This is a genomic window from Bartonella sp. AA18HLJMS, from assembly GCF_042197245.1.
GTDB lineage: Bacteria > Pseudomonadota > Alphaproteobacteria > Rhizobiales > Rhizobiaceae > Bartonella.
Genome location: NZ_JBHIRP010000013.1, coordinates 33,466 through 55,034 on the forward strand (window position 1 = coordinate 33,466; position 21,569 = coordinate 55,034).

General features: G+C 37.2%; 16 protein-coding genes and 1 pseudogene. 3 read left to right on the top strand and 14 right to left on the bottom strand.

Annotated elements, in window-relative coordinates; all coding sequences use genetic code 11:
• Positions 1-135 precede the first annotated feature (135 nt).
• Together mutL and ACFINW_RS07520 are read left to right on the top strand one after the other, a co-directional pair.
• On the top strand, positions 136-1,989 hold the full coding sequence (gene mutL / locus ACFINW_RS07515) for a DNA mismatch repair endonuclease MutL (RefSeq protein WP_375621067.1): 1,854 nt from the start codon (positions 136-138) through the stop codon (positions 1,987-1,989).
• 109 nt (positions 1,990-2,098) lie between these two features.
• Complete coding sequence (locus tag ACFINW_RS07520) at positions 2,099-2,335, top strand: DUF2093 domain-containing protein (RefSeq protein WP_375608064.1); 237 nt, start codon at positions 2,099-2,101, stop codon at positions 2,333-2,335.
• Positions 2,336-2,354: 19 nt separating this feature from the next.
• Here ACFINW_RS07520 and lpxK read toward each other — a convergent pair whose 3' ends face one another.
• The 8 genes from lpxK to ACFINW_RS07560 form a co-directional block, all read right to left on the bottom strand.
• On the bottom strand, positions 2,355-3,395 hold the full coding sequence (lpxK, locus tag ACFINW_RS07525; RefSeq protein WP_375640981.1) for a tetraacyldisaccharide 4'-kinase: 1,041 nt from the start codon (positions 3,393-3,395) through the stop codon (positions 2,355-2,357).
• Positions 3,385-4,707, bottom strand: coding sequence for a lipid IV(A) 3-deoxy-D-manno-octulosonic acid transferase (waaA, locus tag ACFINW_RS07530; protein ID WP_375640980.1), 1,323 nt, complete (start codon positions 4,705-4,707; stop codon positions 3,385-3,387). Before waaA ends, lpxK begins: the two co-directional genes overlap by 11 nt.
• A gap of 1,370 nt (positions 4,708-6,077) precedes the next feature.
• Positions 6,078-6,323: a DUF4170 domain-containing protein gene (locus ACFINW_RS07535; protein WP_375621070.1), complete on the bottom strand. Its 246-nt coding sequence runs from the start codon at positions 6,321-6,323 to the stop codon at positions 6,078-6,080.
• 46 nt (positions 6,324-6,369) lie between these two features.
• Positions 6,370-7,176, bottom strand: a complete 807-nt coding sequence (locus ACFINW_RS07540) for a 3'(2'),5'-bisphosphate nucleotidase CysQ (protein WP_375612376.1) — start codon at positions 7,174-7,176, stop codon at positions 6,370-6,372.
• Positions 7,163-8,494, bottom strand: coding sequence for a TldD/PmbA family protein (locus ACFINW_RS07545; RefSeq protein ID WP_375612375.1), 1,332 nt, complete (start codon positions 8,492-8,494; stop codon positions 7,163-7,165). Before ACFINW_RS07545 ends, ACFINW_RS07540 begins: the two co-directional genes overlap by 14 nt.
• A 1,196-nt stretch (positions 8,495-9,690) precedes the next feature.
• Positions 9,691-10,140: a hypothetical protein gene (locus tag ACFINW_RS07550; protein ID WP_375621073.1), complete on the bottom strand. Its 450-nt coding sequence runs from the start codon at positions 10,138-10,140 to the stop codon at positions 9,691-9,693.
• Positions 10,141-10,683: 543 nt separating this feature from the next.
• Positions 10,684-11,250: a 16S rRNA (guanine(966)-N(2))-methyltransferase RsmD gene (gene rsmD, locus ACFINW_RS07555; protein WP_375640979.1), complete on the bottom strand. Its 567-nt coding sequence runs from the start codon at positions 11,248-11,250 to the stop codon at positions 10,684-10,686.
• Entirely contained in the window at positions 11,231-12,631 is a 1,401-nt protein-coding gene (locus tag ACFINW_RS07560) for a pseudouridine synthase (protein WP_375640978.1), read from the bottom strand. Before ACFINW_RS07560 ends, rsmD begins: the two co-directional genes overlap by 20 nt.
• A gap of 269 nt (positions 12,632-12,900) precedes the next feature.
• Between ACFINW_RS07560 and ACFINW_RS07565 the strand changes: the two genes are divergently transcribed.
• Positions 12,901-13,347 carry a nucleoside deaminase gene (locus tag ACFINW_RS07565; protein WP_375621076.1) on the top strand — a complete coding sequence of 149 codons (447 nt, stop codon included), beginning with the start codon at positions 12,901-12,903 and terminating at the stop codon, positions 13,345-13,347.
• Between the two features lie 648 nt (positions 13,348-13,995).
• On the opposite strand, the gene ACFINW_RS07570 is transcribed toward ACFINW_RS07565, so the two are convergent.
• From ACFINW_RS07570 to ACFINW_RS07595, 6 genes and pseudogenes are all read right to left on the bottom strand, one after another.
• Positions 13,996-14,487: a hypothetical protein gene (locus ACFINW_RS07570; protein ID WP_375621077.1), complete on the bottom strand. Its 492-nt coding sequence runs from the start codon at positions 14,485-14,487 to the stop codon at positions 13,996-13,998.
• Positions 14,488-14,664: 177 nt separating this feature from the next.
• Positions 14,665-17,580 (bottom strand): isoleucine--tRNA ligase, encoded by a 2,916-nt coding sequence (ileS, locus tag ACFINW_RS07575; protein WP_375621078.1) that lies wholly within the window; start codon positions 17,578-17,580, stop codon positions 14,665-14,667.
• Positions 17,581-17,828: 248 nt separating this feature from the next.
• Positions 17,829-19,616 carry a porin gene (locus ACFINW_RS07580; protein ID WP_375640977.1) on the bottom strand — a complete coding sequence of 596 codons (1,788 nt, stop codon included), beginning with the start codon at positions 19,614-19,616 and terminating at the stop codon, positions 17,829-17,831.
• 684 nt (positions 19,617-20,300) lie between these two features.
• A complete protein-coding gene (locus ACFINW_RS07585) occupies positions 20,301-20,660 on the bottom strand; it encodes a hypothetical protein (protein ID WP_375674036.1) in 360 nt (119 codons plus the stop codon).
• A gap of 176 nt (positions 20,661-20,836) precedes the next feature.
• Positions 20,837-21,244, bottom strand: coding sequence for a hypothetical protein (locus tag ACFINW_RS07590; RefSeq protein WP_375640975.1), 408 nt, complete (start codon positions 21,242-21,244; stop codon positions 20,837-20,839).
• A pseudogene (locus ACFINW_RS07595) lies at positions 21,241-21,569 on the bottom strand (hypothetical protein); the annotation flags it as partial. The gene ACFINW_RS07590 and the pseudogene ACFINW_RS07595, both read right to left, overlap by 4 nt.

The window sequence follows — 21,569 nt, forward strand, 5'->3', positions numbered from 1 at the left end:
CGACTTGTTAACATAAAATAAAATAGGAGGTATTGTAAAAATAATACCTCTCATGTTCTCTTATTCTTGAATGTCTCGCAAATGATGTTATCATAATTTTCTATAGAACCCTTAAGATTCCTGTTAGAATTTATTATGATTATACGCCATCTTAGCGAAAATATTATTAATCAAATCGCCGCCGGTGAAGTTATTGAACGACCAGCAAATGTTGTCAAAGAACTTGTTGAAAACGCTATTGATGCTGGTGCAACACGCATTGAAATTATTACAGCAAATGGTGGAAAAAATTTTATAAAGGTGAGTGATAATGGTTATGGAATTCCTGCAGATCAATTAACTTTAGCAGTTTCTCGCCATTGTACCTCAAAGATTACCGATGACGTACACAATATCTGCTTCCTTGGATTTAGAGGAGAAGCCCTCCCTTCTATTGGTTCTGTTGCTAAACTTAAACTCATTTCACGAACAAAAGATGCTGAGAGCGCTGCTGAAATTTCCGTTACTGCAGGAAAAATTGTAGGACCCAAACCAGCTGCTGCGAATCTTGGAACAATTGTTGAAGTTCGTGATCTTTTCTTTGTCACGCCGGCACGATTAAAATTTATGAAAACTGATCGGGCTGAAACAAATGCTATTAGCGATATGATTAAGCGAATTGCTATCGCATTTCCACATATCCGCTTTTCTCTTTCAGGACTAGACAGAACATCTATGGAATTGTCTGCTACAGAAAATAATATTCAAGGACAATTACAACGTATTACGCAGATTATGGGAAAAGAATTCGCCCCTAATAGCATTGCGCTGAATGCTGAACGCGAAGCGGTGCGCTTAACAGGTTTTGCCTGTTTGCCATCTTTTAACCGAAATAACAGCCTACATCAATTTGCTTATGTTAATGGGCGTCCCGTGCGTGATAAATTTCTATGGAGTGCACTCCGAGGTGCTTATGCTGATGTTATGCCCCGTGATCGTTATCCTGTCGCTATTCTTTTTATTGATCTCCCACCTGCTGAAGTAGATGTTAATGTTCACCCAGCTAAAGCTGATGTACGATTCCGTGATCCAGGATTAATTCGTGGTTTAATTGTTGGAGCTATTCGTGAAGCATTGCAGCAATCTGGTATTCGTCCGACTTCAACCCGTTCTGAAGCAATGCTTACTGCATTTCAAACACAACAACCATTGGCACAACAACCATTAGGCAATTTTAAGAACACGCACCAGTTCTCTTCTTATAACCCACAGCCTCATCATTTTACCAGCGCTTCAATGGTTCACAAACCCCTAGATATTACTAGCTCTTTTGATTTAAAAGAAGATGCTACTCCTATTATGGAGGGCTTAAATATACCAAGTGGAGATGCATACATTCCAAGCACTATACCTTCATCAGAAGAGTTATCTTATCCACTAGGAGCGGCCAGAGCACAAATTCATAAAAACTATATTATCGCCCAAACACAAGATAGTTTGATCATTGTCGATCAGCATGCAGCTCATGAACGATTAGTTTATGAAGCACTCAAAAATGCACTTTATTCCAAACCGCTTCCTTCACAGTTATTACTTATTCCTGAAATTGTAGAACTCTCTGAAGAGGATGCAACATGCCTTTTAACGCATAAAGATGCTTTGCAAAAATTTGGATTAGGAATAGAATCATTTGGACCAGGAGCAATTGTTGTGCGTGAAACCCCTTCCATGTTAGGAGAGATCAACGTCCAAGCTCTTATTAAAGATCTTGCAGATGAAGCCGCTGAGTATGATACAACAAACAATTTAAAAGCAATGCTTGATTATGTTGCAGCAACGATGGCCTGTCACGGTTCAATACGGTCAGGGCGCCTTTTACGCCCCGAAGAAATGAACACACTATTACGACAAATGGAGGCAATACCTAATACAAGTACATGTAATCATGGGCGCCCTACTTATATTGAACTCAAATTGGCAGATATAGAACGGCTTTTTGGCAGAAAATAAGCTCTTCATCATTTTTACAAGAAAAATATTTTAAAATTAACTCTCGACTTTATAATATATTTTATGGCACTTTTCTTGAATCTCTTGTATCAAGTAAAAAGGAGTTATAATGTTTCCCAATGGTGAACGCGAAGCAAAAATTCATTATTCTAATAACGGATATGACATTATAGAATATGGTACCTATACCATTTGTGCCGTTAGCGGGCAAAAAATCCCTATAGATGATTTAAAATATTGGAATCATCACCGCCAAGAAGCATATGCTAGTTGTGAAATATCCTATCAGCGTGAACTTGAGTGCAACCCATATCTCAAGCAATTATTAAAAACAAAAGAAAAATAACCCCTCGAAAGCTACAAATTTAGCCTTTGCCTTTTAGACAAGAAAATTCAAGGGAACGTTTTCTAAAGCGGGTCATGACCTCTTCAAGGACCATACGACAGAAGTCTTTTTGAACAAAATCGACATTCACATCAAAGACAATAAGATTTTTCAAACCTTTTTGCGTGTGAATTGTCTGTATACGGATATAATCTTTAGCTGTTGTTGCTAGCCATAAATTGTGCATTTTAGCCTTTTGTATAAGGCTTTTTAAATTTTTATCTGTGAAAAAATAGTGGTCTGGATATATGTAAGTTTGCACCACATGACCGGACAATTCTTTAATAGATTTAAAAAATTTATCTGGATTGCCAATACCAGCAAATGCCAAAAATGATTTTCCTGAAACCTCATCAGAGGCACTGGCTTTAAGATGAGCACGATATAAAGGCTTTCCAGTACGCGAAACAAGAAAAGCGACATTATCAGGCGCATCGGAATGACCAATCAATAAAACACTATCCATAAAAGAAAACTGCGTTTTTAATGGTACGCGCAAAGGTCCTGCTGGAAAGACAGCTCCATTACCAAAACCGCGCATCGCATCAACAACGAGTAACGCATAATCCATATAAAGACGGCGACTTTGAAATCCGTCATCCATTAAAATAAGATTACATCCCTCTTGTTTAAGCCGTTGTGCCGCTGCATAACGATTAGGTGATACAGCTACAAAAGCATGCCGTGCAAGTAAAAGTGCCTCATCTCCAACACTATATGGAGTATCATATTTTTCATTTACAAGATGTACCCCTTTAACTGATCCACCATAACCACGAGATACAATACCAGGTACGAAACCAAGTTCTTTAGCCACTTTTGTAAAAGCAATAACAACCGGCGTTTTACCCGCACCGCCACATGTAAAATTTCCAATACACAAAACTGGCAGATCAATCACGGGAGGCTGTCTTGTCATAAAACGACTTGAAAAATAACCATACCCCCATGAAACTGGAGCTAACACAAAACGCAAAAAGCTTTTATTTTTCCACCAAAAACGAGGGGCGCTAATATGCATATCTACCCTGACGCTGACGTAAACCTGTTTGTATTACAAGGGGTTGTAAAAATGGATCTAAAATCTTTAATGTGCGCTCAAATGCACCTGCCATACCTGTCGCCACTTCATGAGCCTTATCAATCATTTCTTGCCGCAATGTTTCATTTGTTAAAAGCTTATACACCTGAATAGCAAGCTGTTTTGTATCTTGAACCATATATGCTGCATCATGCGTTAGAAATTGTTTGAACATCTCTTGAAAATTTGAAACATGGGGTCCTGTCAAAATAGCGGAACCAAGCAAAGCCAATTCCAATGGATTGTGTCCACCATTTCCACATAACGATTTACCAACGAAAGAAACTTTCGATAAGCGAAGAAAAAGTCCCATTTCTCCAATGGTATCTCCCCATAAAATATCGGTATTCATGTTTGGAACAACGTCTCTACTCCTACGAATAAAACTTAACCCCTTATTATCGCATTTTCTGATAAGATCTTCTGAACGTTCAGGATGACGAGGTACAATAATTGTTAATAAATCTGGCAAATAATTTTTAACAATTTTATGGACCTCAAAAGCAATCTCCTCTTCCCCTTCATGCGTTGAAACAGCTGCCCAAACTGGGCGATTGCCGATAGCATTACGATAACGTGCAAGCAATTCTTGATTTTCAACCAGAAAAACATCAGCCTTGAGATTACCAGAAAACGTAACAGATTTTACGCCAAGTGTATGGTAATAAGCTACATCTCTTTCGTTTTGACCAATCGCCAAATCAATATCCTTAAAAATATGTTTGGCAAGAACGCGTCGTTTTTGCCAAGCTTTAAAAGAACGTTCAGACATATGGGCATTAACCAAAATCTGCGGAATACGCATTTTTGCAAGTTCTTTAATACGAAGGGGCCAAATTTCTGATTCACAAATCAAGACGAGATCAGGCTTCCAATGACTAATAAAACGCCGCACTGCAAAATCTAAATCCAAAGGAGCATATTGATGAATCAACCTATCACCAAAATGTTTTTTCACAAGAGTAGAAGAGGTCACAGTCCCTGTTGTCATTAATACATTGATTTTCAATGATAAAATATAATTTACAAGTGGAAAAAGTGCAAGTGTTTCTCCAACACTTGCTGCATGCAACCAAACTAATGAACCTTGGGGACGTACATGAGAACTTTTACCTAAACGCTCTTTTTTGCGACACCACTCTTCTTTTCCACGAATAGCACGAAAGAACAAATAAAAAGGAATAACAGGACATAAGCAAAAACCAATTATCCGATAGCTTAAAAGAGCCGTATGTGCCTTTAATTCTACCATTTAAAATCACCTCATCCAGCTATTTTAAGATATCTATATACTTATTTTGTTAAAAAAATCATCAACGCTATTGGTTGCATCCATATTTTTTAATATCATCCATATCTTAAATAAAAAAAGCTTAATCCATGAGAAAATTCAATACATATACACATTATTTAAATCTCTTTTAATTAAATTTTGTAACTTATATCGATTTTATCACTTCATTCTGCACCCTATAAAAAATCTTACTCAAAAATAACAAAACTACATTTCAGTCGATTATAATTTTTAAAATATAAATGATAAACCTATGACATAGATTGTATCAATTTTTTCAACTCACTGAATAAATACTTCTTATGATTTTAATGAGACTTTGAATTTTGCACGTTGGTATTTTAGAGAAAAAGCTTATTTTTACATATGTTAGGTATTGTCAATTTTTCAAAAAATAACCCATATAGACATTACAACCTAATATAAATACAACAAATAAAATGTGTTTAAAAGAAAGCTCAATCTCTATTATTTCATTTCAATAAAATGAATATGTCAAACTAATCTTAAAAACTTTTGAATAGTATAGAGTTCTCATTTTAAATTGTGATATAATCTCTTAAAGGTAATCTAGAAAAATCTAATCTCGTTTAATAGAGAATTTCTTAAAAGTCTTAGAGCAATTTAAATAAGAGTTTTCAAAATTTTAAATCCTCTCTTTTCAGGAGGTCGCAATGATATATTATTCCTTTTAAGATTGTATATAATCAACACAAAATGATTAACTTATAGATTGTAGTTTTAAATGAGTACTCAAGAAATCCTTATGAGGTAAGTTAACTTCATAAATCTATTCAGTTTCTCTAAGTTTCTAATTTTGGTAAAGTTTCTAACGACTTTCATGGTTTCTAAGCTTATAGTAATAACTCGTTTAAAAAATTCCAATAGATAAGTAACGAGTGCTAATAATCTCAACAGAGTAGTAATTGCTATCATTAATAATGCTACTCTTTTTATTAATCTTAACGCATTAGTGTCTCATACCCCATTCAAAAGCAGAGTGACTATTCACAATATAATCATAAACTTCGAGTGATAGCTGTCATGATAATATTGCTGTTGTAAATAGGTTGATAGAAACTGTCTTGCATTTTTATTAAGCGTAAAGATGGTGGTGCAATAATGGATTTTATACCTTGCACGGACACTATTATGAAATGGGCTTGGGTGCTTTGGGAGATGTTTCTTAAAAAAACATATGAATTTTAAACAACAAGCATATTCTTTTTTACGGCATTCTATTTTACCCGAAGAACGTACCTATGAAAAGGACGACTAAACAAAAGCATGAAGCAATCTACAGGTTATAATGACCAAATATTCAAGCTTTATTCTGCATCGCCTAACTCAGCATCAAGAAACTGATGCAAATCTACAATGTAATAACGTTGTAATGCATTATCTACACTGCTTTGTGCTTTTGCCTGCCATGCTTCTTGAGCGGATTGATAATCTGAGAAAATACCAACCACATCTAAATCATCAGGATTCTTAAATTGATTACTGTTAAGATTTTTTAATTCCCCACCAAATACAAGATGTAAATATTGTTTTTTTTCTTTGGTTTCAGTCATATGTGCCTCCATATCATTTAGATTATCTTAGCGCGCTTTTACGTGATTAAACTAACTTTGTTTGACGAACAACATCTATCATATCTTGACAGCAATTATTTTTACCAGCAATTAAAAGTCCATACTGGTAAGGTTCAATTCCATAAGATAGTAAAGGGGCATCAAGCGATAAAAAACACCCTCCACACTCCTGCAAAATAAGATCAGCAGCGGCAATATCCCATTCATGACAATTTGGACGAACTAATACGATATCAATTTCATCTTGAGCAACAAGAACAATACGATAAGCAAGAGAAGGAAGATAATGGTAAAGACTGACTTGATTGAGAAAATCATCTGGTAATTTTTGTGCGAGCGATTTATCAAGTGAAATTTTATATTTTCGATGAACCTCAAAGGCTAAACGAGGAAGTTTTATCCCATTTAATGTTGCCCCTCCACCTGTTACAGCTGTATAAACATCTCCTTGAGCCGGACATTGTAGAACGCCCACAATAGGACGCCCATTCTCAATAATGGCAACCGAAATACACCAATAAGGATTGCCAGAAAGAAAACCACGCGTTCCATCAATAGGATCAACAACAAAAGAGCGCTCATAATAATCTTGTTTTTCTCGATTATCTTTTGTTTCTTCTGAAATCCATCCATAATTTGGACGAGCTCCAAGAAGCCTCTCTTTCAAGAAATGATCAACAGCAAAATCTGCTTCACTAACCGGGGAATTACCTTCTTTAATCCAGACATCCAACGTGCATCCAAAATACCGCATTGCTAAATCTCCTGCCTCTCGACAAACATCACGCAAAAGATTTAAATCAGAAGAATGATGCGTGTTATTTTCCTGCAAGTGTCATCCCTTCAATTAATAATGTTGGAGCAGCTGTACTATAACGCCGATCAATATCATTGGCAGGTGTTAAATGTGCTAACATATGAAGCAAATCAGAACCTAGCGTTACTTCACTTACCGGATAAGCAATTTCACCATTTTCAATCCAAAAACCGGAAGCCCCACGACTATACTGACCAGTAATAAAATCAATGCCATGACCGAATAATTCGGTCACATAAAATCCATTTCGCAAATCTTTTATCATATCGCAAGGTGATACTAAACCCGGTTCAATAGCAAAATTTGTACTGGTCGGCTGCACTAATGATGCCGAACGCATACCGTGTCCATTTGTTTTAAGTCCCAATTCACGTGCTGTAGATGATGAAAGAAGCCAATTTTTTAAAATACCATTTTCAATAATATTGAGTGTTTGCCCCTCTACCCCTTCTCCATCAAAAGGATGAGAAGCATTTCCACGTAATCGCAAAGGTTGATCGGTTACATTAACATTAGGCTTCATCACTTCCTTGCCTAGGAAATTCTGTAAAAGACTCGTTTTTCGAGCCACAGAGGCTCCATTGACCATAGATGCGATATGCCCTGCAATTCCACGAGCCGTACGCGGATTAAAAATAACATCAACGCTCCCAGTCGCCGCACGAACTGCACCCAAACGTCGAACAGCACCAAGCCCTGCATTCTTTCCCACAGTTTCTGCTGCCTCTAAATCAGAAAAATGTAAGGCTGTTGTATAATCATAATCCCGCTCCATCTGTGTTCCTTCACCTGCAAGAGCACTACAAGAACGTGAAAAACAACTTGAGCGATAGGCTCCACAAAAACCATCGCTGGTCACAAGAATAAACCCACTACGGCCATAAGCTGTTGCAGCGCCACCAGAATTGCTTACACCTTTAACATCAAGAGCTGCTGCCTCCGTTTTTAAAGCATCTTCTGTTAAAAAATGACTGCTGGGTACAAAATCATCAAAAAGATCAAGATCTTTAGGATACTTAACCAAACACTCTTTATCTGCCAAACCTTCAAATAAACTATCGGGAGAAGCTTTAGCCATCGCAACAGCACGTTCCGCAAGTTCTTGCGGATAAGATCCTAAATTAGCAGAAACACTTGCTACTTTTTTTCCAACAAAAACCCTTAGAGTAAAATCATTGCTCTCTGCTGCTTCTGTCGATTCGACTTTCCCAAAACGAACTGATACACTGGTAGAATGAGCATGAACAATAACAGCATCAGCAGCATCTGCCCCAGAACGCTTTGCTGCTTCAACCAGCGAAACAGCTTTCTCAATCTGGTTTTTGTCAGTCATTATAGACTCCCTAAAATATTTTATTATTTACATTGATAAGCATTCTGACAAATTTATATAAATCAGAATATAACTCTTGTGTATTGATTCATAAGATTATGCACATTCATGCATTCTTTTTTTTTAATGCATTAAATCATTTCCCTTTTAGCTTCTTTATGAAAAGACGTAATATGCCGTATATGCCGTAAAATCTCTTTAGTTTCAAGATTTCTCATGGGCCCTTATCATTTTAGGAGCCAAATCTCCACTGACAATCAAATCAACAGAACAATTGGCAATTAACAAAAGTCTTAGCTATAACACTTGAATTTAAGCCAAAATCCTCAAAAATTCGAAAAGCATAAAATGATCTAAATCACAGGTCTTCCTTCCTCTGGGTAGTAAAAAACTTACCTCATATCTTTCCTATAGCATTCTTTTATTTCCAAGCAAGAATCAAGAAAATGCCTTATATTTGTATACACTTCTTCGCTTCTATAAACTCTCTCATAATGAGACGGCACTCTTGTAAATGAAACAAAACTTAAACAGAGTAAAAAATATTTCCTTCCATTATGGTTTCAACAAAATGAGCAGTCATAAACTTCTTTACCCTAATGGACGTAATATCATAAAGAACTCATTTTTATATTTAAAAGTAATCAAGAAATTATCTTGTAATCTTTCAATAAAATTAACAGTTTGATTTATACTTATAATTTATTGTTTTGTAATTTGTATAAAAAGCCTAATATCATAAAATTCTCTCTGTTTCGAACCTATTCATGTTGAGTCAATCACAACTATTTGCGAGCAAATCATAAGTAAGGAGCGTATGAATGAAAACCATTTAAGAAGAAATCAAAATGTCTCTTATGAAGGTTTTAAATGCAAAAGCTATCGCAACATTAGAAACCAGCAAATATCATGACGATATGGGCCTACATCATAAGAGAAGCAATGAGCTTCTGAAACTTTCTCATTTTCAACGAAGAGAGCATCTTATAAGCTTTTATATATAAAAAATTCAATGAATTTCATAAGATTTTTAGCGCAAAATTAATCCCGTAAGATGCTTTGACACGATTTCAACAGCTAACTAAAACCAAATCATAGCTCATCAATTTGCTATATACTCATAACTGATTTCATTCTAACAAGGCTAAGAGTTCTGCACCTTTTTAAGGTATTAACTTCTTTATAAATGTACCCCCTTACAAAATGCTTTTGTTTTCAGTAAGAGCACGTCTACTCATTTCAATCATTGCATCCCGAAGATGTAACTTAATTTTTGATCCAATAATCATTCCAAATAAAGGAGCAAGTAAACCAGACATGATTACAGTATGACGAATTTTGTTATTTGAAGAACCAGTTTTTGTTGAACAAATATATTCATGATTAAAACTCATACGTGTAAAAGGAAGTTTAGCATAATCAGAAAAACAAACATTTTTTATAACTTTATCAAGCGTAAAAGTTACTGTAGGTCCCTTTTTAGGTTTCATGCGTCCTATAGCGCCTTCTTTGAAAGGACCAGAAAGTTCTACCCACTCAAGTTCACTATCCCAGCAAGGCCATGATGCCACATCTTCCCATATAGCCCAAATTTGCTCAGCACTTGCTTCTGTACTAATCTCTTCACTATATATCCAATTAAACACGATAATCTCCCCTTTTTTACAAATTACTTATCTTTAGTGATAAAGAGTATTATAAAAAAGTACCCTTAAAGCTGCACAACGATAAAATACTTAATACTCTCAGATTTACTTAATATGTAATGATTAAATCAACAAGGGATACTACTAAACTAAACAGACAAATACTCAGGATAAATGAACAATATTTTCAATACTAAACAAAATATCTTTTTTAAATTTATACAATAACAAAAATAGAAGTTACGCATCATATAAGATATAAATGCAAACTGCACAGCTTAAAGCTTTCAACTGCTGATGAAATGTGATGATTAAGGTATAGCAGAAAAAAATTAAACAAAAAAGATCATAACTATTATCGAGGAATATATATCCTATTGGAGAAAAAACATCCTTCTGTAGTAAAGCTAATAAAAATTCATCAATTCCTTTAACATTAGAATCTTTTATTGATTTTCTACTTGACCTTTTAAAAACCATATAAAATGAAGAAAACTGTGTAAAAGCATTTTTTCATCCTATCGGATAAAAACAAGAACTTTCTCAAGATGTAAGCGATCGTAATTTATAGAGACGTATTGCTGTCTCACCATAAAAACGCTCATCGTCTAGATAAAAGACGTTAGGTAAATAAATCATTGTATCTTTCTTTTCTTCAAGTATGAAGAGTGTATCAGCTTTTGCCCACCCTCCTCGCAAAGCTTCTACAAAAGCACGTTCACCTAAACAACGGCTATACGGAGGATCAGCGCAAATAACATCAAATGGCAGCATTGTGCCAATATTGCCAAGTTTGGTCGCATCACGACGCAAAATCCGTCCTATCGACTGTAATTCAAAGGCTTCTATATTTTTTTGAATTACCCCACGCCCCTCAACCGAGTTTTCAACAAAAACAGCAGCCTTTGCTCCACGTGAAAGTGCTTCGATGCCTAAAGCACCAGTCCCAGCAAAAAGATCAAGAATGCGTTTATTGGTCCAAAATTGTTCTTCACGGCTAGAAAGAATATTAAAAAGGCTTTCACGTGTACGATCACTCGTTGGGCGAATCGACTGATTAACAGGCGAAAACAAAATACGCCCAGCAAATTTACCGCCTATGATCCGCACGTGGACCTCCAAATCGCTTCGAAGTTTTTGCACCGTCCCTATGTGGTTTAGATTTTTTCATAGCACCACCAAACGATTTTACCTTTTTCTTTCTCTCAAAAGAATGCTCATCATGACCACCTTTTATCATTTTCTCTTTATCCTTTAAAAAGCGATCTTTCTTACCAAAGGGATGCGTCTCTTCATAAGATATTTTGCCATGTTTTTGAACAAAACTTTCCCTCTTCTCTTTGTATGACGGATTTTCTTTTAGTTTTTCCTTGCTTCGATGAAATGATTTTCTACCATCCAAATCGCTCTTATGACCATGCGATTTCTCCTCACTATAAGAAGGCTTTCTACGTGCACTTTGCGGACGTGCACCAGGAGCCATCCAAACATTAGCACGGCGAGAACGCGGTAGAAAACGCTCTGCTTTTCCTTCTTCACTTTTCTCCTTCTTTACATTCTCATGAGACTTTGTACTTAATCGTGCGCGACTATGTTCAACAGAACCATCTCTTGGTCGGCGTCGTATTGCCCTTTCACTTGAGAAAACCCAACCATCATTTGCAATAGAAAGATCTTTCTGGCTTTGCTTTTCTGCAACAACTGCAGAATTTGAAAATGGCTTAAGAATAGGAGCATCAAAATCTGCATTGGCTTGCATAATCAAACGCTCCCCCAACTGATCTCGTAACATCCGCCCTTTTAATTCTTGCACGGCTCCTTCTTCTAAATCAGAGAGATGAAATGGACCATAAGATACACGTATTAATCGATTAACTGATAATCCCAATGCCCCTAAAACATTCTTTATTTCACGATTTTTTCCTTCTCGCAAAGCGACAGAAAGCCATAAATTCGACCCTTGTTCGCGTTCAATTGATGCTTCAATCGAACCATAAAAAATACCATTAATCGCAATACCATTTTTAAGGTTATCCAACGCGCTCTGCCTTACTCTTCCATGAGCACGTACACGATATTTGCGGACCCACCCCGTTACAGGAAGCTCTAATACACGCGCTAAGCCACCATCATTGGTTAAAAGCAAAAGCCCTTCCGTGTTAATGTCAAGCCTTCCAACAGAAAGAACACGCGGCATTCCTTTTGGTAAATTACTAAATACTGTAGGTCTGCCTTCAGGATCACGGTTCGTGGTGACAAGACCTGCTGGCTTATGGTAAAGCCATAAACGCGTTCGTTCTATAGGAGGTAAAGGTTTGCCATCAACTTTAATAACATCAGAGCGGCTAACATTAAAAGCAGGCGTTGTCACGACTTTACCATTCACAGAAATACGACCTGCAACAATCATCATTTCTGCATCTCGACGCGAAGCAATACCAGCACGCGCTAACCTTTTAGCAATTCGTTCACTCTCATTATTTTCATTCATTTGCGTTTCAAACCAATCTTTGCAAGTATGTTCAGAAAATTATTCACATGCACCATACCGCTTATCCTGAAAAATGAAGTAGCATAATCATTTATCATTTTCTATACTTTAACGACAATAATATATCTGCCGACTTGCAAGTTTGTTTTAAACTCTTAAAAAAATAGAGGTCTTCTTTTCATTATAAAAGCATAATAAATTATTCATTCCATAGCATTCCTTATCGAGATAACCTTTAGATTTTCTATACCTTCAGTAGAAAGAATATTATGACTTTGACGCCCATGGAAATAGCCCTTTTAGAAGCACAAGAGGCTGCAAAAACAGATGAAGTTCCCGTAGGTGCTGTCATTACACGTGGAAAAGCTATCATTGCACGCGCTGGTAACTTTATAAAATCTGCATATGACCCTACAGGACACGCAGAAATACGCGCAATCCGTATGGCTTGCAAAACATTGCAAAGCGAAAGGCTTCCTGATTGCGATCTTTATGTAACACTTGAGCCTTGTGCTATGTGTGCCGCTGCCATTTCATTTGCACGCATACGACGTCTCTATTACGCAACAAATGATCCCAAAGGGGGTGCTATAGAGAATGGTCCACGTTTTTATCAGCAACCAACCTGTCATCACAAACCTGAGATTTATTCTGGTTTTAAAGAAAAAGAAGCTGCTCAATTACTTAAAGATTTTTTTGTACAAAAGCGATACTAAAAACAATTCTTCTTCCATAACTTTCACTCTTTAAAACTATCCTACTTCTCAAAAAAGACTGTTAATTCTTTTGCCATATATATAGCAAAAGCTATTTCGAAGCATTTTTTCTCTCTTTTAATTCTGCATATTGTTTCTATTAGATGATACATTCATTCAAAAGAATAATTCATTATTTTGTATATAAAATATAAAGTCCAAAATATCGTAGACATACTCTCATTTCAAATTACATTGAAACAGTAAAAATCACTTTCTTGCACATCATAAGCGGAATTATCGTCTGGATAAAGAACATTTTAGAAAAGACTAAAAATGTCTCTTATGAAAGCTCTCAAATGCAAGAATTATCGCAACATTGGAGTTTGAAAAATAAAATGATAGTATCAGTTTCCTCCTTCCTAAGCATAAAGATATTGGAGCACAATAGATTTTACGTTATACTATCCACATGAGCGATGTTGTAAAATGAGCTTGAGAAATGTTTCGTGTTAGGAAACGCATAAGGACTCTCTCGATGCTGTTGTCATATTGCTATTTCATGAGAATAACACCCCTCCTACAGCAGCATTATAACTGCGCGCGAATGAGAGCTTGGTATCATAAGTAATTAGAAAAATTCTTTACTTTAAATATTTTGTCTTTCCCCTATCGACCAATAGGTGCGGTTTTTGCCGGTTGGCGATAACTTAAAGGTGGTTCAGTGAGATAGCGACGGTATTTTGAACTTCCAACTTGTGCTCTCTGACGACGTAAATATTCCTGTCGTTGCTTCGCATTCAACTGTGAAGGATTTTCTGAACCAGCGCCATTAACTGACGATCCTTTGTGAGGAAAAGGAGTATTTCCTTGGTGATTCTTCGATGCTGCCATTTCATTGACAGATCTATCTTGTTGTGGTACCGGCAAAAATCTGCGTGAACTAGGGCTTGGTATTACAAGTTTTGGATGAGGTTTCATAACAATTTGGCTGCTATTATTTTTTGGTGTTAATGAAGTAATATTAGCAACATCTTCAAAAAACTGTATCGAAACCGGTTTATTGGTACCATAGGTAGGAGCGGATAAATCGCATCCCGTTAAAACAAAGCACATCCCTAAAATTCCTATTGGAAATATTTTTATTTCACGTTTTCTCACTGCCTATTCCATTTCCTAAGTATATGGCTGATTAATATTCCCGTTATTTATGAGAGAACGGTCCATACACAAATTTCCCCCCTGCAGACAAAATAACGGAATTTACTTTGTACCACAAAAAACTATATTCATCAATATGAGAAATATACTTGCATTTCTTTCCTTTGATTTAAAATTTTAAATCTTACCAAGAATCTGTAGTTCCCGCAAAGCAGCTGCATCACGAGCAGATACATCCGGATAAGCTAAATCACTCCCAACATCTTGTGTATAACGCCATGATCGAGCACATTTTTTTCCTAATGCCCTCTTTGGATATACACCAACACCTTCAACATCATTCAAAGTAAAAGCATCGGAAGGTATCGTGTCCTGCGTAATTGTGAGTGCACTGGTAATACAGATCTCCGCCATATCCACATTTTCTAATGCCTCTCGTAAAACCAGATTGGAAATAAAAACAATAGGCGCAGCTTCCAAAGAGGATCCAATACGCTTATTAGCACGTTCAAGCTCTAAAGCACCTGTTACAACTTTACGGACCTGCCGAATCTTTTTCCAACGCTCAGCCAAAGATTGGTTTTGCCATTCTGCTGGTACAGAGCGAAATTGTTCGAAATGCACTGATTGGCTTTCTGGATAACGCTCTAACCAAGCTTCCTCCATCGTAAAAGGTAACATTGGAGCAAGCCATGTTACCATACGCTCAAAAATCTCACGGACAACCTGCAAGGAAGCCTTGCGTTTTTTTGATGAAGGTGCATCACAATAAAGAGAATCCTTGCGGATATCAAAATAAAATGCCGATAACTCAATGATTGAAAAATCCAATAATGCACGCATAATCTTTTTAAAATCAAATTCATCGTAAGCGCGATTAATCAACTGATCAAGTTCAAAAAGTCTATGCAATATAAATTTTTCAAGATCCGGCAGTGCACCATAAGATACTTCTTCTCCATCATCATGTGCTAAAGTTCCTAGCATCCAACGAATTGCATTGCGTAGTTTACGATATGAATCCACATTTGTTTGAAGTATTTTTTTGCCTAAACGCTGATCTTCCCAATAATCGGTTGTCATAACCCAGAGACGAAAAATATCAGCTCCAGATGTTTTAATGATTTCTTGCGGAACAACCGTATTGCCTAAAGATTTAGACATTTTCTTACCATTCTCATCCAAAGTAAAACCGTGTGTGATCACGGACTTATAGGGAGAACAAGCACGCGTACCACAGCTTTCCAAAAGAGAAGATTGGAACCATCCGCGATGTTGATCTGAACCTTCAAAATAAACATCAGCAGGCCATTTCAAATCAGCCCGATCTTCTAACACAAAGCTATGGCTTGCTCCAGAATCAAACCAAACATCCAAAATATCATAAACCTGTACCCAAGGCTCATGTGCACGCTCACCTAAAAAACGTTCACGTGCTCCTTCAGCAAACCATGCATCTGCCCCTTCTGCTTCAAAAGCCCGTAAAATACGCTCGTTCACACCTTCATCTTTTAGAATAACACCATCCTCATTCGCAAAAATACAAATAGGAACACCCCAAGAACGCTGACGAGAAAGAACCCAATCAGGACGATCTTCTATCATAGAAGCTAGGCGGTTTTGTCCAGAAGGCGGCACAAAACGCGTTTTTGAAACAGCTTCCAAAGCCCGACTACGTAAAGTTGAACCATCCCCAAAATCTTTATCCATTGAAATAAACCATTGTGGTGTATTGCGAAAAATAACGGGTTTTTTTGAACGCCAACTATGGGGATAGGAATGCTTTAAACGCCCCCGTGCAAACAATCGATCTGCTTTAATTAAAGCGTTAATGACCTCTTTATTGGCATCACCCATTTTTCCATTATCATCAATAACACGTGCAGGTCCTCCTTCACGATCTGGTCCTAAACCTGGAACATCTTTCGTATAGAACCCTGCATCATCAACAGGAAACGGTATAGATGAATCAATCCCCGCTTGTTCCAGTAAGGACTTATAATCATTCCAAATTTCAAAGTCCTCACGCCCATGGCTTGGTGCTGTATGGACAAAACCTGTACCAGCACTCTCTGTTACGTGCGAACCATCAAGCAATGGAATTTTAAAGTTATACCCCCCAGCCAAACCTTTGAGTGGATGAGAAAGAACAAGAGCTTTCAACTCTTCAGAAGAAATAACACGCAAACGCTTCAAAACAAGTTTGGCTTTTTCTCCACAACTCATCGCTAAAGGATCTGCAAAGAGAAGCTTTTCTCCCACTTGAGGACCAAAATCATTTTCAGCACTTTCAACTTCGTAAATACTATAAGAAATTTGCGAAGAATAACTCACTGCACGATTGCTTGGAATTGTCCACGGTGTTGTTGTCCAAATGACGACATGAGCACCATATAAATCATCAGAATTTGCTTCAAAAACAGGAAACTTAACCCAAAGCACCTCTGATTCATGATCATGATATTCAATCTCAGCCTCTGCCAAAGCCGTACGTTCCACAACAGACCACATCACTGGCTTGGAACCACGATAAATCTGATCTGACATAGCAAATTTTATCAATTCACTGGCAATGCGTGCTTCTGCATGAAAAGCCATTGTAGTATAAGGCGTGTTAAAATCTCCCACGACACCAAGGCGTTTAAATTCTTCACTTTGAATAGTTACCCAATGCTGTGCAAATTCACGGCATTCTTGACGAAACTCGTTAAGAGGTACCTCATCCTTATTTTTTCCTTGTGCTCGATATTTTTCTTCAATTTTCCATTCAATTGGAAGCCCATGGCAATCCCAACCAGGTACATAATTTGCATTAAAACCGCGCATTTGGAATGAACGGACAACCACATCCTTTAGAACTTTGTTTAAGGCATGCCCAATATGAATATGACCATTTGCATAAGGCGGACCATCATGAAGAATATAAAATGGACGATCTTTTGCTTGTTGGCGCAATTGCGCATAAAGCCCCATATCTTCCCAACGCGCCATCAATTCAAGCTCTTTTTGCGGAAGCCCTGCACGCATAGGAAAATTTGTCTGTGGGAGATAAAGAGTTTTTGAATAATCTATTGTTTCATTTTTCACAGTCATTGTGAAATATTCCTGTCCACTTTTACGATTTCATTTTTGCATAACTTCCCTGAACCCTGCAACTCTGGTTTTTATCTATAGGGAAAGCCGAGCTTATCATTCGTATTAAGCAGCGATCAGGAAAATATATCATCACAATCTATGGGCTTTATCATGAAATTCACAAGAAAAGAAATCAAAAATTGATCTTTTAAAAAATAAAGGCTCCACTAATAGTGGAGCCTTTTAGAAATTTACTCTTTTAAAAATTAGAATTTATAAGCTACACCAACACGGAAATCATTGGTTTTGTAGTTAACTTCAAGTTTTTCCTTTGCAAATTTCTTTTTACCAAAATCAGAGTAACGATATTCTGCACGTACAATCACATTATCCAAAAGCGAGAAATCAACGCCACCACCAAGTGTGTAACCAATCATGGTTTTTGTTTCATCAGCTAAGTTCTTAGAAGAAACGACTCTTCCATCCTCATCCTTAACAGATATTGATACAGTGTCTTGGAATTGCCCATAAGCAATACCACCAGCAAGATAAGGCATAAAGCGATCAGCAGCAAAACCAATACGTACCCGTGTAGCACCACCCCAATTTTGCTTGAAAGTATGACTTAAAGTTTCAACTGCATCCTCTTGATCAAGACCAAGTTCAGAAGCCATCTTTTTTATTTGTTCTATACCATATACACTGGAAGCGTTCTTATCCACCGCTTGTGTACTTTGTGCACCGTGTCCAGCCATATTCTGTCCACCATGAGAACGAGAAACATGTGGATTAGTACCATTCGGATGAGCACCAGAGCTATGCCCACCTGCATGAGGTGCACCATGCGAATTAGCATTTCCGCTACCATGGGAAGAACTATGATGACCTCCCTGTTGGGCTCCGCTTGTTCCATTAGAAGCTTTTGTCTCTGAACCAGAGGATGATCCTGATCTCGCAAGTACAAGTGGTCCGCTCGGTACTGTTTTTTCTGCTGATGGTTGTACCAATGTAGGTGCTTTTGCTGCTGGCTGTACTGCTGGTGTGGTTACAGTAGGTTTTACTGGTGCAGGCACTACTGATACAGTAGCTGATCGCGATGCTGACTGCACTGATGTTCCTGCTCCTGTTGTAAGGGATGTCGATTTAGGTGCAGCTGATTGTGATCCACCTACCGATGCCCCTCCTGTATCTGATCTTCCTGATGAGGACGATGGCAATTGCACTGATTTTGTCCCTGCACTGGAGAGTGTTAGTTTAGATGTATCAGCTGCTTGTATTCTCTCGCTTAACACTGTCGTTGTAGTCGTTCCTGCTTGTGGTTTTGTTACTTGATTAGCGGAAACTGCTTGTACTCCTAACGATTCAGATGTTAACGTTTTTGATGGTAGAGATGACACTACTGGCGTTTTTGTTGAATTAACATCGCCTGTTTGTTTGGATTGCACTGCTTCTGAAGCTGCTGGTGTAGGGTTTCCTGACGCAGATCCTGTTGCTGGCGTCCCTACTACTGCAGCTCCTGCACCAGCAGGTGTTCCTGCACCTGCAGACCCTCCTGAAGCGGATTTTGCTGCTTGCGTTTGTGCCTGTGTTCCTATTGCTTCTTGTGTTGGTTGAGGCGTTGATAGGCTTGCGGATCTGCGGGATCTTACGACTGCATTTTCTACTGTAGTGTTATCAGCCGCTCCTATGGTAATGGTCTTTGTGTGTTTTTTTCCAGATACCATTAAATCCGTATCGATGCCAAAAATAAAGTTATCACCGAGATCAATATTAGAACCTGCATAAAAACCACCTACAAAACCTGAAAGTTTAGGAGAGAACTCTTTATCTAGTGGTAAACTCTTTTCTTGACCAACAAGAGCCATATCAGCTTTGCTCGAAAAACCACCAGCTTGGACACCTAAATAAAGACCTGTCCATGAAAAAGTAGGTGCAACAATGGTAGAAGCAGTCGATGATGCTGGCTGATGAGGAATCATAACATCAGCAGCTAGTGCTGTAGACGCTGAAATTAAAGAAAAAATAGACGCTGTTATTAAACGTTTTGTATTCATAAAATCTCTCCAAATATCCAAAATGAAATTCATATAGAGCATCTTTTCTGAAATATCTGTAGCAAAAATGACACACTCACAAAAAAATAAAGAATTTTTGCAAATAAGGCTTCTTAAACTTTTAATTTTGCATTCAATAAGAATTTGTAAACTAAATCACACTAAAATTATGTGTATTAAAGTTGGATTCATTTTCATTAAAGTTTCGCATAACTGTTAATGATAATATTCTTTATAAATTTCTTTTACCAAAATCTAAATAACAGTATTCTGCATACAATAAACTATTATCTGTTATTGCAAAATCAATACCAGCGCAAACAGTGAAATCAAATATGGCCTTTTTTAAAACCAAGCGCCATCAAAGTTTCATCTATTTACCAGCATGATCTACTTTTAGTACTTTAGCAATAGTATTTTGTATCTAAAATTCAGAAAAACAAAGAAATTATTCAAACACTCGCAAAAAAACTTTTAGATTCTTTGCATAAACATCTTCATCCTGCTACATCACATTGATTTATAAAGATAACTTATTGTTTTCATGTTGAATGAAAAAACTAATTCTGTAGGATTCTATCATTTAAAATCTGTTCCATGTTGTATTAATTAAAATCACTTGCTTGCACGTTACAAGCGAAATTTTCGTAAGGACGGACAAGGCTTTCTCTGCTGAAGCAAGACTTAAGGCTGGCATTCAAGTTGTTCTGAATGTTTTTTACAATAAGGGCTATTTAAGCGTCTCTCAACACTTCGCTGAGGCATGACAGCACTAGGACGACATATGGGAAGATTGTCCGATTTATGGTTCTCACACCATTCTTGTATTGTAAAGCTAGGACGAAAACCTGATTGCGCCATACACATTTCAATACTGGCAAATTGATTCAAATCTAGCGCCACAACCTTATTAAGGTCCGGTACTCCACATTCTAAAAGTATTTTATTTCTCCATAATGCTGGAGAAAGTGAGGGAATTGAGTTAACACATCCAGTGATACTTAACAGAGCTATACAACTCAATAGTTTTAAGATTTTCTTCATTCTTCCCCTCTTTCAATGGATTTATTTACAATAAACAGCTCATAAGCTTGTTGATATTTTCTGTCACCGCTGTTTAAACAACGGTGAACAATATTGAAATGGTTGCTTGAGGAAACAATCCCGCACAGGCATGTAAAAACGTGAGTGTGGGGATTGTCGGTCATCACAAACAAAACTTAAGGTTTGCATTCAGGTTGTACTGGACTTCTTTTACAAAAAGGGCTGTTTAAGCGCTTTTCGACACTTCTCTTCGGGATGACAGCACCAGGCTGACAAATGGGAAGGTCTCTACCGTTAAAAGGAGAACACCAGCTAGCTCTCCCTTTATAATGGAATCCTGCTTGGATCATGCAAGCATCAATCGTTGCATTCTCATTGTTGCTTAACTTTTGAACTTCATCCTCAAGATAATTAAGGTGTGGCAAACCACACTCTAGCAATGCTTTTCCTACCTCCGTAGAATCTGCTCCTAGCTTCTCCCACACAGCCGTCTCTCCTCGAGGAGGTTTATCAATGTTTTCAATATCACATCCAGTAACCGTTAACAGAATGAGCAGGCTTAATAAATTAAACAACATTTTCATTTTTTGTTCCCTGTTCTCGTTGAATGAAGTTTGTTAAAACCAAATGAACCATAATTCCATCTACACGCATCACTCGCATCAGCATAACAATTATGGGGGCTCGGGTTAAGGCCCAAGACCGCTCTCCCCATCTCTCTGATTGGATTAGTTGCTATAGTAAATAAACTGTTTGCTGCAAATATCGTCATATAAAAAGGATTTTTTATACCTTTCTCCAAAAGTGAAAAATCTAGATTTAAAGGTGCCTTATAAGCCGTAGGCCAATTGTAACCAATCACTGTACTAATGGGGTCTAACATATGACCTTGTATGTAGATATAATTTT

Coding starts and splice junctions, on each gene's coding strand:
- ileS (WP_375621078.1), bottom strand. CDS start 17,580: ATGACTGTGAAAAATGAAACAATAGATTATTCAAAAACTCTTTATCTC.
- ACFINW_RS07580 (WP_375640977.1), bottom strand. CDS start 19,616: ATGAATACAAAACGTTTAATAACAGCGTCTATTTTTTCTTTAATTTCA.
- ACFINW_RS07590 (WP_375640975.1), bottom strand. CDS start 21,244: ATGAAAATGTTGTTTAATTTATTAAGCCTGCTCATTCTGTTAACGGTT.
- ACFINW_RS07520 (WP_375608064.1), top strand. CDS start 2,099: ATGTTTCCCAATGGTGAACGCGAAGCAAAAATTCATTATTCTAATAAC.
- ACFINW_RS07560 (WP_375640978.1), bottom strand. CDS start 12,631: ATGAATGAAAATAATGAGAGTGAACGAATTGCTAAAAGGTTAGCGCGT.
- lpxK (WP_375640981.1), bottom strand. CDS start 3,395: ATGCATATTAGCGCCCCTCGTTTTTGGTGGAAAAATAAAAGCTTTTTG.
- ACFINW_RS07535 (WP_375621070.1), bottom strand. CDS start 6,323: ATGACTGAAACCAAAGAAAAAAAACAATATTTACATCTTGTATTTGGT.
- ACFINW_RS07565 (WP_375621076.1), top strand. CDS start 12,901: ATGACTTTGACGCCCATGGAAATAGCCCTTTTAGAAGCACAAGAGGCT.
- ACFINW_RS07585 (WP_375674036.1), bottom strand. CDS start 20,660: ATGAAGAAAATCTTAAAACTATTGAGTTGTATAGCTCTGTTAAGTATC.
- ACFINW_RS07545 (WP_375612375.1), bottom strand. CDS start 8,494: ATGACTGACAAAAACCAGATTGAGAAAGCTGTTTCGCTGGTTGAAGCA.
- mutL (WP_375621067.1), top strand. CDS start 136: ATGATTATACGCCATCTTAGCGAAAATATTATTAATCAAATCGCCGCC.
- waaA (WP_375640980.1), bottom strand. CDS start 4,707: ATGGTAGAATTAAAGGCACATACGGCTCTTTTAAGCTATCGGATAATT.